Genomic DNA, 10,437 nt, shown 5'->3' with positions numbered 1-10,437 from the left:
CATGAGCCCTCCCGAGTTCGTCAGCACCATGCCGTTTCCGACGCACACGATCGCGCCGTGGCCGCGCAGGGCCGCGCCGGCGCGCGACCTGCTGCCGCCCCGGTTGCGGGAGTTCGCCCGCCTGATCGGGTTGTCGGCCACCATGTCCTTCGTCGCGCGCTACGGCGGCCTGCGGATCTACATTCCGGCGAACCCGGCCCCCGACCATCCGTTCGCCGCGCTGATCGGCTTCGACAACCTGCGCGCCCTCAGCGCCGAGTACGCCGTCGACGGCACGGGGCTTCGCTTCGTGCTGCCCAAGGCCCAACGGGCCCTCGACGCCATCCGCAACGAGCAGATCCGCACGGACTACAGCACGGGCAAGTCGATCCGCGCGCTGGCCGCGGAACACAGCCTCGTGGAACGCCAGGTCTCGCGCATCGTCGCGGACATTTCGCTCTGACCCGGAGGCCGGGCGGCAGGGCCCGGCCTCCTCACAGGAAAACTCTGGGGACAGTTTCCGGACAAGCCCCCTGTTATCCACAGCGGTAGCGACCCCGCCCAAGTTGTTCCTGTTTTGATAGCACCGCGAAAGCACAGGAGCACACAGTGTCCGGGGTGTGACAAGTTGTTGTCAGGCAAGGGAAAAAGTGCCCTGTCCACAGGGCGGGTTTACCCTTATCTACTACTACTAACTTAAATAAGAAGAATAAATAGAGAAGAGAACAGGAAGCCCGCGCCCGAAAAAGAGCCCGGGCAAGGGGTCGAAGGGTTAGCCCGGTAGGTCGAATCCGTCTCGGTTGATACGATTTTTCTCAAAGCGCCGATCCCAAGGGCGTTGGAGACAAGATGGACCTGAGCAACCCCCCAGGCGCCGGCGAGGCGCTGTACCGCGTCATGGTGCGCATCCGTGCCTTCGAGAACGCCGCCGAAACCGCCAGCCAGGGCGGGGTCAGCGCCTACGGCCAGCAGGCGGGCGGCGCCGCCAAGGTGCGCGGGCCGCTGCACCTGTCGACCGGGCAGGAAGCGGTGCCGGCAGGCGTGTGCGCCCACCTGCGCGCGAGCGACTACCTCACCTCCACGCACCGCGGCCATGGCCACACGCTGGCCAAGGGCGCCGACCTCACGCGGATGATGTGCGAGCTGTTCGGCAAGGCCACGGGCTTCAACGGCGGCAAGGGCGGCTCGATGCACATCGCGGACTTCTCGGTGGGCATGCTGGGCGCCAACGGCGTGGTCGCGGCGGGGCTGCCGATCGCGGTGGGGGCGGCGCATGCGCAAAAACTCCTGAAGCGCGGCGACGACATCACGGTCTGCTTCTTCGGCGACGGCGCGATCAACCGCGGCCCGTTCCTCGAAGCGCTGAACTGGGCCCGCGTGTACGACCTGCCCGTGCTCTTCGTCTGCGAGGACAACCGCTGGAGCGCCACGACCGCGAGCGGCCCGATGACAGCCGGCGACGGCGCTTCGGCGCGCGCCGCGTCGATGGACATCGCGGCCACGCAGGTCGACGGCAACGACGTGTTCGCGGTGCATGCCGCCGCCGCACGGCTGGTGGCCGAGGTGCGCAGCGGCGCGGGGCCGCGCCTGCTGCACGCGCTCACCTACCGCGTGAAGGGCCATGTGTCGGTCGACCTCGCGGCCTACCGCGACCCGGCCGAGCTGGCCGCCGCGCTGGAAACCGACCCGATCGCGCGCGCCCGCGGCCACCTGCTGGACACCGGCGTGGCCGCCGCGACGCTGGACGCCATCGAGAACGCCGCGCGCGACGAGGTGGACACGGCCCTCGCCGTGGCCGACGCAGCGCCCTGGCCCGAGGCGAGCGCCGCCTTCACCGACGTGCAGACCACGGGAGCAGGCCAATGGCTGTGACGACACTGAGCTATTCCGAAGCCGCCGTGCGCGCGCTGCAGCAGGAGATGGACGCCGACCCGCGCGTGGTCGTGCTCGGCGAGGACGTGGGCCGCGGCGGCATCTTCGGCCAGTACAAGGGGCTGCAGCAGCAGTACGGCGCCGAGCGTGTGATCGACACGCCGATCAGCGAGGCCGCGATCATGGGCGCCGGCGTGGGCATGGCGCTCGCGGGGCTGCGCCCCGTGGTCGAGATGCGTGTGGTCGACTTCGCGCTGTGCGGCATGGACGAGCTCGTGAACCAGGCCGCGAAGAACCGCTTCATGTTCGGCGGCCAGGGCCGCGTGCCGCTGGTGGCGCGCATGCCGGGCGGCATCTGGGACGCCTCGGCGGCGCAGCATTCGCAGTCGCTCGAGGCCTGGTTCGCGCACCTGCCGGGCGTGGTGGTGGTGAGCCCGTCGACGCCGCAGGACAACCACGGCCTGCTGCGCGCGGCGCTGCAGTGCGGCGACCCGGTGGTCTACATCGAGCACAAGACGCTGTGGGGCCTGCGCGGCGAGGTGGACGACACGCTGGCCGTGCCGCTGGGCCAGGCAGCGCGCGTGCGCGAGGGCAACGCGCTCACGCTCGTGAGTTGGAGCAAGCAGATGCAGCCCTGCGCCGCCGCCTGCGACGCGCTGGCGGCCGAGGGCATCGCGGTCGACCTGATCGACCTGCGCACGCTGTGGCCCTGGGACCGCGAGACGGTGCTGTCGTCGTGCGCGCGCACGGGGCGGCTGCTGGTGGTGCACGAGGCGGTGCAGGCGGCGGGTTTCGGCGCCGAGATCGCCGCGAGCGCGGCCGAGGCCACGGGCTGCCGCGTCGCGCGGCTGGGCGCGCCGCGCATTCCGGTCGGCTACGCGCCGGTGCTGGAGGCGCAGTCGCGCGTCGGCGTGGACGCGATCGTGGCGGCGGCGAAGAAGCTGGCCGGCTGAACCACAAGAGCACGAACGGCCATGGACCCGCTCTTCTTCAAGCTGGTGCGGGTCGTCAACCTCACGGCGCGGCCGTTCCATGAGCGCGTGGGGCGCGAGCACCAGCTCACGCTGAACGAGTGGCGCGCGATGGCTGTGCTGGCCGCGCAGCCGGGGCTCAGCGCCACGCAGGTCGCCGACCTCACCGGCCTGGACAAGATGGCCGTGAGCCGCGCGCTGGCGGGCCTGAAGCGCCACCAGCGCGTGCAGCGCCGCAGCGACCCGACCGACCAGCGCTGCAGCCGCCTGTACCTCACGGCCGCCGGCAAGGCGCTGCACGCCACCGTCGGCGCGCTGGGACGGCAGCGCGAGGCCGAGCTGTTCGCGGGCGTCGATGCGAGCGAGCTGGCCCGCCTGAGTGACACGCTCGACACGCTGATCCGCGCGGTGGAGCGCGCGCCCGACTCAGGCACTGCCGGTCAGACCGTGTAGCCGCCGTCCACGCTCAGGTTGGCGCCGGTGACGAAGCCGCCGTCCGGGCCCACGAGGTAGGCGACCATGCCGGCGATTTCTTCGGCGCGGCCGTGGCGCGGCAGCACCATCACGTCGTGCATCGAGGCCGCGCGCGGGCCGGTGGCGGGGTTCATGGCGGTGTCGATGGGACCGGGCTGCACGTTGTTGACCGTGATGCCGCGCGCGCCGAGGTCGCGCGCCAGGCCGCGCGTGAGGCCGACGATGGCGGCCTTGCTCATCGCGTAGACGCTGGCGCCCGCGTCCAGCACGCGCTCGGCGTTGATGCTGCCGATGTTGACGATGCGGCCCGTGCCGTCGCCCATGTGGCGCGCGGCGGCCTGGACGGCCACGAAGGTGGCGCGCACGTTGACGTCGATGGTGCGGTCGAAGTCTTCGAGCGAGAAGGTGTCGAGCTCGCCGCCGAGGTACACGCCGGCGTTGTTCACCAGGATGTCGAGCCGCTCGAAGGCGCGTGCGCCCTGGGCGATGGCGGCCGTCAGCGCGGCGGCGTTGCCGGCGTCGGCACGGATGGCCAGCGCGCGGCCGCCGGCGGCCTGGATCTCGCCGGCGAGCTTGTCGGCCTCGGCCTGCGCGCTGACGTAGGTGAAGGCCACGGCCGCGCCGTCGCGGGCCAGCCGGCGCACGATGGCGGCGCCGATGCCGCGCGAGCCGCCGGTGACGAAGGCGACCTTGCCGGCCAGGACGGGGGAGGAGGAAACAGAGGTGGAAGCCATGATTTTTCCGATCAGTTGGAGGAGGAAGGCCTTCAGTGTCGGAATTCCATTCCCTTTGGGGTAGCCATCAATCGGCCCGATCAGATTCAACCCAAAGTTGAAGATGAGCGACAGAATGGCGGCATGGAACCGCTCAATCACCTCGAATCCTTCGTGCAGAGCGCCGAGGGCGGCAGCTTCTCGGCGGCCGCGCGGCGCCTGGGGCTGACGCCTGCGGCGGTCAGCAAGAACGTGGCGCGGCTCGAGACGCGGCTGGGCGTGCGGCTGTTCCAACGCAGCACGCGCCGGCTCACGCTGACCGAGGCCGGCGAGCGTTTTTTGGCGCAGGTGGGCGGCGCGCTGGCCACGCTGCAGGACGCGGTGGCCGGCCTCGCGCAGGACGACGGCCAGCCCTCGGGCACGCTGAAGGTGAGCATGGGCCAGGCCTTCGGGCGCGAGCATGTGCTGCCGTTCATGGGCGACTTCCTGGCGCGCTACCCGGGCATCGTGCCCGACTGGCATTTCGACAACCAGCAGGTCGACCTGGTCGGCGAGGGCTTCGACGCGGCCATCGGCGGCGGCATCGCGCTGTCGCCCGGCGTGGTGGCGCGCGAGCTGGCGCGCATCCACGTGGTCGCGGTGGCGGCGCCGGCCTACCTGGCGGGGCGCGCGTTGCCCGCGCACCCGTCCGAGCTGGCGCGCTTCGACGTGCTGCTGCGCCGCTCCTCGCCCACGGGCCGGCTGCGGCCGTGGACGCTGCGGCATGCGAGCGGCGAGGAAACCATGGTCGACCTGCCGGCGCGCCCGCGCGCGATCTTCAACGACCCCGAGGCGATCGCGCAGGCGGCGCTGCTGGGGCTGGGCGTGGCGATGCTGCCGATGCCCTTCGTGGAACGCGGCCTGCGCAGCGGCGCGCTGGTGCGGCTGCTGCCCGGGTGGTACCAGGATTCGGGCGCCGTGTGGATCTACTACCCGAGCAAGAAGCTGCTGCCGCCCAAGACGCGGGTGTTCGTCGACTTCGTGCTGGCGCGCTTTCGCGAAGCGCAGTTCGCGCAGCGGATGCAGGTGGGCTGAGCGGCGATGTCCATCGAAGGCCGGGGTTTTTACTCGCGACGCCTTTGGCGCCCCCCTGTACAAAGGCGCGCATGACTTCCATCTCCCGCTCTTCTTCTTCCGTCACTTCCTCCACCCGCCGCTTCGCGCTCGTCGCCACAGCGGCGGCCACCCTCGCGCTGCTGGGCGGCGCCGCGCACGCACAGGCCACCTGGCCGACCAAGCCGGTGCGCATCGTCGTGCCCTTCGCGGCCGGCGGCACCACCGACATCCTGGCGCGCGCGGTGGCGCCCGAACTCTCGAAGGCCTTCGGCCAGCAGTTCATCGTGGACAACCGCGCGGGCGCCGGCGGCAACGTGGGCGCCGAGATCGTCGCGCGCTCGCCCAACGACGGCTACACGCTGCTGATGGGCACGGTGGGCACGCACGGCATCAACCGCGCGCTGTACCCCAAGCTGCCCTTCGACCCGATCAAGGACTTCGTGCCGATCACCCTGGTGGCCGCGGTGCCGAACGTGATGGAGATGAACGCCGAGAAAGCCAAGTCGCTGAACATCCGCAACGTGCAGGACTTCCTCAAGTACGCCAAGGCCAACCCGGGCAAGCTCAACATGGCCTCGAGCGGCAGCGGCACGTCGATCCACCTGGCGGGCGAGCTGTTCAAGAGCATGACGGGCACCTTCATGACGCACATCCCGTACCGGGGCTCGGGCCCGGCGCTGCTCGACCTGGTGGGCGGCAGCGCCGACCTGATGTTCGACAACCTACCTTCGTCGATGGCGCAGATCAAGGGCGGCAAGCTCACGCCGCTGGCCGTGACCAGCGCCCAGCGCTCGCCCGCGCTGCCCGATGTGCCGACGGTGGCAGAAGCCGGCGGCCCCGCGCTCAAGGGCTACGAGGCGAGCTCATGGTTCGGATTGCTGGCGCCGGCCGGCACGTCGCCGGAGATCGTGAACCGCATCCAGCAGGAAGTGGCCAAGTCGCTGGGCACGCCGGCGATCAAGGAAAAGATGCTGGCCCAGGGCGCGATCCCGAGCGGCAATTCACCGGCGGACTTCACGAAGCTCATTGCGAGTGAGCACGTGAAGTGGGCGAAGGTCGTGAAAGACTCCGGCGCAAAGGTGGACTAACCCCCAGTCTTCGCGCACTTCGTGTCGCTACGCCAACCCCCTTGCAGGGGGCAACACCAGCGGCCCGGCAAAGCCGGTTCCGCGGTGTTCCTCGAAAAGACAGGGTGACTTGCTGAGGTCGGGGCTCAGGTCCCCCAGGTCACGTCCTTGCTCTCGGCCTGCGAGTCCTTGAGCATGTGCAGCAGCGGCGCGGCGCGCTGGTGCAGCCCGACATGCTGTTTCTCGGCGTCGGCGTCGTGGCCTTCGACGACGTGTTCGTCGTGGTTGTGCGGCGCGGGCTTGCTGCTTTCGAGCGCCAGTGCGGCTTCGAGGGCAGCGATGGCGCCGGGGATCTGCTCGACCGTGATGATGCCCTGCGGCGCGGCCGGCTTGCCGACGATGTCGAGCAGCTGGCGCGCATGCACCTCGAGCATCACGAAGTCTGGGGCGGCCCGGGATTTGAAGCGGTAGAGCATGGTGGTGGTGTCCTCACTTATTTGTAGATGTAGTCACGGGCAAAAGGGTACACCGATTGCGCACCGCGCAAGGCACCGTGTTCGACCTTGCCGTCGGGCTTGGTCGACAGCATCTGGTGCAGCGAGATCCAGCCCTGCTCGAAGCTCATCGCCGAGCCCGCGAGGTACAGGCGGTAGGCGCGAAGGATGCGCTCGGCGTTCTCGCCCTGGCGCCCGCCGCTGCGGCCCAGCACCTCGCGCGCGGCATCGAGCTGCGCCTCGAGCGCGTCCGACCAGGCCCACAGCGTGCGCGCGTAGTGCGGGCGCAGGCTCTCGGTGTCGACCATCTCCAGCCCGGCCGCTGCGGTCTCGCGCAGCACGTGCGTCACGTGCAGCAGCTCGCCGCCGGGGAAGATGTATTTCTCGATGAAGTCGCCCATGCCCGCGCCGAGCTGGCGGTAGTTCAGCTCGCCCGAGGTGATGCCGTGGTTGAGCACCAGCCCGCCCGGCTTGAGCAACGTGTGGATCTTGTGGAAGTAGGTCGGCATGTTGGCCGCGCCCACGTGCTCGAACATGCCCACCGACGAGATCTTGTCGAAGGGCTGGTCATCGGGCAGCTCGCGGTAGTCGCGCAGCTCCACGCGCACGCGGCCCTGCAGGCCTTTTTCCTCGATGAGCCGCTGCACATGCGCATGCTGGTTCTTCGACAGCGTGATGCCGGTGGCGTCCACGCCGTAGTGCTCGGCCGCCCACAACAACAGCGCGCCCCAGCCGGAACCGATGTCGAGGTAGCGCTCGCCGGGCTGCAGCATGAGCTTGCGGCAGATGTGGTCGAGCTTGGCCTCCTGCGCCTGCGCCAGCGTGAGCTCGGGCGTACGGAAGTAGGCGCATGAATAGACGCGGCGCGGGTCCAGCCACAGCGCGTAGAAATCGTCGGAGACGTCGTAGTGGAACTCGATCTGCGCGGCGTCCTTGCGCAGCGAGTGCGAGCCGCGCGACTTGGCGCGGCGCTGCAGGCGGCTCCACCAGGTGGTGTCGGTCTCGGCCGGGTTGCCGGGCAACAGGCCGACGGTGGCATCGATCAGGTCGCGCATGGCGCCCTCGATCTGCACCTTGCCCTCGACGTAGGCCTCGCCGATGGCCCCGACCTGCCGGCCGGCCAGCTTGGCCAGCACCGACCACTCCTTGAAAGCCAGCGTCACGCGTGAACCCGCCTGGGCGACCCGGCGCCCGTCGGGCAGCTCCAGTGCGATGGGCACGGGCAGCGAGGCCAGCTGCGACTCGATCTTGGGTATCAAGTGTTGCATGCGTCCATGGTATTGATTTTTCCAAGGATTTGCATGACATCGCGCAGCCGCGCGGGCCGGGAGCCTCTGCAGAGAAGCCCTCGTTGACAACAGATTGTTTATGCCTAAACTATTCAACCATGAACAGCTTGACCTCCCCCCGCCTCGCGCCCGCCTCGGACCTCCAGCGCATCCTGTGCATCGGTGGGGGTCCAGCCGGCCTGTATTTCGCCCTGCTGATGAAGGCCCGCAACCCGGCGCTGCAGATCACCGTGGTCGAACGCAACCGCCCCTTCGACACCTTCGGCTGGGGCGTGGTGCTCAGCGACCAGACGCTGGGCAACCTGCGCGAGGCCGACGGCCCGACTGCCGCGCTCATCGGCAACGAGTTCCACCACTGGGACGACATCCAGGTCTTCTTCAAGGGCCGCCAGGTGCGCTCGGGCGGCCACGGCTTCTGCGGCATCGGCCGCAAGCGCCTGTTGAACATCCTGCAGGAACGCTGCCTCGAACTCGGCGTGGAGCTGGTGTTCGAAACCGACGCCACCGACGACCAGGCCATTGCCGCGCAGTACAAGGCCGACCTCGTCATTGCCAGCGACGGCCTCAACAGCCGCATCCGCCAGCGCTATGCCGACGTGTTCAAGCCCGACATCGACCTGCGCAACTGCCGCTTCGTCTGGCTGGGCACGCACCAGACCTTCGACGCCTTCACCTTCGCCTTCGAACAGACCGAGCACGGCTGGTTCCAGGCGCATGCCTACCAGTTCGACGACAAGACCTCGACCTTCATCGTCGAGACGCCCGAAGCCGTGTGGAAGGCCCACGGCCTCGACCAGATGGAGCAGCCCGAGGCCATCGCCTTCTGCGAGAAGCTGTTCGCCAAGTACCTGGGCGGCCACGCGCTCATCAGCAACGCCACGCACCTGCGCGGCTCGGCCAACTGGATCCGCTTTCCGCGCGTGGTCTGCGAGCGCTGGACGCACCGCATCGACGTCGAGGGCCGCTCGGTGCCCGTCGTGCTCATGGGCGACGCCGCACACACGGCGCACTTCTCGATCGGATCGGGCACCAAGCTCGCGCTCGAGGACGCGATCGACCTGGCCAACGAATTCGCGCAGGGCGGCACTGTCGACCATGTGCTCGAAGGCTATGAAGCACGTCGCAGCGTCGAGGTGCTGAAGATCCAGAACGCCGCGCGCAACTCCACCGAATGGTTCGAGAACGTGCCGCGCTACACGGGCATGGAGATCGAGCAGTTCGCCTACTCGCTGCTCACGCGCTCGCAGCGCATCAGCCACGAGAACCTGCGCGTGCGCGACACGCAATGGCTCGGCGGCTACGAGCAGTGGCTGGCGGGCGGCAAGGCCGTCGCGCCGATGCTGATGCCGCTGAAGGTGCGCGGGCTCGAGCTCAAGAACCGCATCGTGGTCTCGCCGATGGCCACCTACAGCGCGGTCGACGGCGTGCCGCAAGATTTCCTGCTGGTGCACCTGGGCGCACGCGCGCTCGGCGGCGCCGCGATGGTGTGCGTCGAGATGACGAGCCCGACGCCCGAAGGCCGCATCACGCCGGCCTGCACGGGCCTGTACAACGACACGCAGCAGGCCGCGTTCAAGCGCATCGTCGACTTCGTGCACACGCAGTCGAGCGCCAAGATCGCGATGCAGCTCGGCCACAGCGGCCCCAAGGGCTCGACGCGCGTGGGCTGGGAAGGCACCGACGAGCCGCTCGAAAGCGGCAACTGGCCCGTGCTTGGCGCGAGCGCCCTGCCCTACGGTGAACAGAACCAGCTGCCGGCCGCGATCACGCGCGCCGAGATGGACACGCTGCGCGACCAGTTCGTCGATTCCACGCGCCGCGCGGTCGAGTGCGGCTTCGACTGGCTCGAGCTGCACTGCGCGCACGGCTACCTGCTGTCGGCCTTCATCAGCCCGCTCACGAACCTGCGCACCGACGAGTACGGCGGCGACATCGAAGCGCGCTGCCGCTACCCGCTCGAAGTGTTCCGCGCGATGCGCGCCGTGTGGCCCGCCGACAAGCCGATGAGCGTGCGCATCTCGGCGCACGACTGGGCGCCCGGCGGCAACACCGACGCCGACGCCGTGGTGGTCGCGCGCCTCTTCAAGGAGGCCGGCGCCGACTTCATCGACGTGTCCTCGGGCCAGACCACGCGCGCCGCCAAGCCCGTGTACGGTCGCATGTACCAGACGCCGTTCGCCGACCGCATCCGCAACGAGGTCGGCATCTCGACCATCGCGGTGGGCGCCATCACCGACGCCGACCAGGCCAACAGCATCATCGCGGCCGGCCGCGCCGACCTGTGCGCCGTGGCGCGCCCGCACCTGGCCGACCCGGCCTGGACGCTGCACGAAGCCGCCAAGCTGCAAAGCCGCGACGTCGACTGGCCCAAGCAGTACCTGAGCGGCCGCGACCAGATGTACCGCGAGATCGCCAAGCAGCAGCAGATCGCCGCGGCCACCGCCGCCGTGGGCCGCGCGGCCGACGCCGAAGAGACGCACTGA

At 69.6% G+C, this 10,437-nt stretch carries 10 protein-coding genes; 7 read left to right on the top strand and 3 right to left on the bottom strand.

Annotation, left to right across the window (positions count from 1 at the left end; genetic code table 11):
• Window position 1: 1 nt before the first annotated feature.
• The 4 genes from AC1RAA_RS21050 (at window position 2) to AC1RAA_RS21035 (ending at window position 3,275) form a co-directional block, all read left to right on the top strand.
• Complete coding sequence (locus AC1RAA_RS21050) at window positions 2-442, top strand: hypothetical protein (RefSeq protein WP_253252566.1); 441 nt, start codon at window positions 2-4, stop codon at window positions 440-442.
• A 386-nt stretch (window positions 443-828) separates the two neighbouring features.
• Entirely contained in the window at window positions 829-1,851 is a 1,023-nt protein-coding gene (locus tag AC1RAA_RS21045) for a thiamine pyrophosphate-dependent dehydrogenase E1 component subunit alpha (RefSeq protein WP_492730425.1), read from the top strand.
• Window positions 1,842-2,804 carry an alpha-ketoacid dehydrogenase subunit beta gene (locus tag AC1RAA_RS21040; RefSeq protein WP_159274838.1) on the top strand — a complete coding sequence of 321 codons (963 nt, stop codon included), beginning with the start codon at window positions 1,842-1,844 and terminating at the stop codon, window positions 2,802-2,804. The genes AC1RAA_RS21045 and AC1RAA_RS21040 overlap by 10 nt, the downstream gene beginning before the upstream one ends.
• 21 nt (window positions 2,805-2,825) lie before the next feature.
• Window positions 2,826-3,275 (top strand): MarR family winged helix-turn-helix transcriptional regulator, encoded by a 450-nt coding sequence (locus AC1RAA_RS21035; RefSeq protein ID WP_070062984.1) that lies wholly within the window; start codon window positions 2,826-2,828, stop codon window positions 3,273-3,275.
• On the opposite strand, the gene AC1RAA_RS21030 is transcribed toward AC1RAA_RS21035, so the two are convergent.
• Complete coding sequence (locus AC1RAA_RS21030; RefSeq protein WP_492730423.1) at window positions 3,263-4,030, bottom strand: SDR family oxidoreductase; 768 nt, start codon at window positions 4,028-4,030, stop codon at window positions 3,263-3,265. The two genes, AC1RAA_RS21035 and AC1RAA_RS21030, sit on opposite strands and share 13 nt — an antisense overlap.
• Before the next feature lie 123 nt (window positions 4,031-4,153).
• Here AC1RAA_RS21030 and AC1RAA_RS21025 point away from each other — a divergent pair, with 123 nt between their 5' ends.
• Window positions 4,154-5,083, top strand: a complete 930-nt coding sequence (locus AC1RAA_RS21025; protein ID WP_492730420.1) for a LysR family transcriptional regulator — start codon at window positions 4,154-4,156, stop codon at window positions 5,081-5,083.
• A gap of 71 nt (window positions 5,084-5,154) precedes the next feature.
• Window positions 5,155-6,192, top strand: a complete 1,038-nt coding sequence (locus tag AC1RAA_RS21020; protein ID WP_095747153.1) for a Bug family tripartite tricarboxylate transporter substrate binding protein — start codon at window positions 5,155-5,157, stop codon at window positions 6,190-6,192.
• Window positions 6,193-6,317: 125 nt separating this feature from the next.
• Here AC1RAA_RS21020 and AC1RAA_RS21015 read toward each other — a convergent pair whose 3' ends face one another.
• Together AC1RAA_RS21015 and AC1RAA_RS21010 are read right to left on the bottom strand one after the other, a co-directional pair.
• Complete coding sequence (locus AC1RAA_RS21015) at window positions 6,318-6,647, bottom strand: DUF1840 domain-containing protein (protein ID WP_070062980.1); 330 nt, start codon at window positions 6,645-6,647, stop codon at window positions 6,318-6,320.
• A gap of 17 nt (window positions 6,648-6,664) precedes the next feature.
• Window positions 6,665-7,933 (bottom strand): class I SAM-dependent methyltransferase, encoded by a 1,269-nt coding sequence (locus tag AC1RAA_RS21010; RefSeq protein WP_062474832.1) that lies wholly within the window; start codon window positions 7,931-7,933, stop codon window positions 6,665-6,667.
• 119 nt (window positions 7,934-8,052) lie between these two features.
• Between AC1RAA_RS21010 and AC1RAA_RS21005 the strand changes: the two genes are divergently transcribed.
• A complete protein-coding gene (locus AC1RAA_RS21005) occupies window positions 8,053-10,437 on the top strand; it encodes a bifunctional salicylyl-CoA 5-hydroxylase/oxidoreductase (protein WP_492740620.1) in 2,385 nt (794 codons plus the stop codon).

Source organism: Variovorax sp. GW823-FHT04F07, from assembly GCF_058795995.1.
This window is presented reverse-complemented; position numbering and strand designations above follow the sequence as displayed.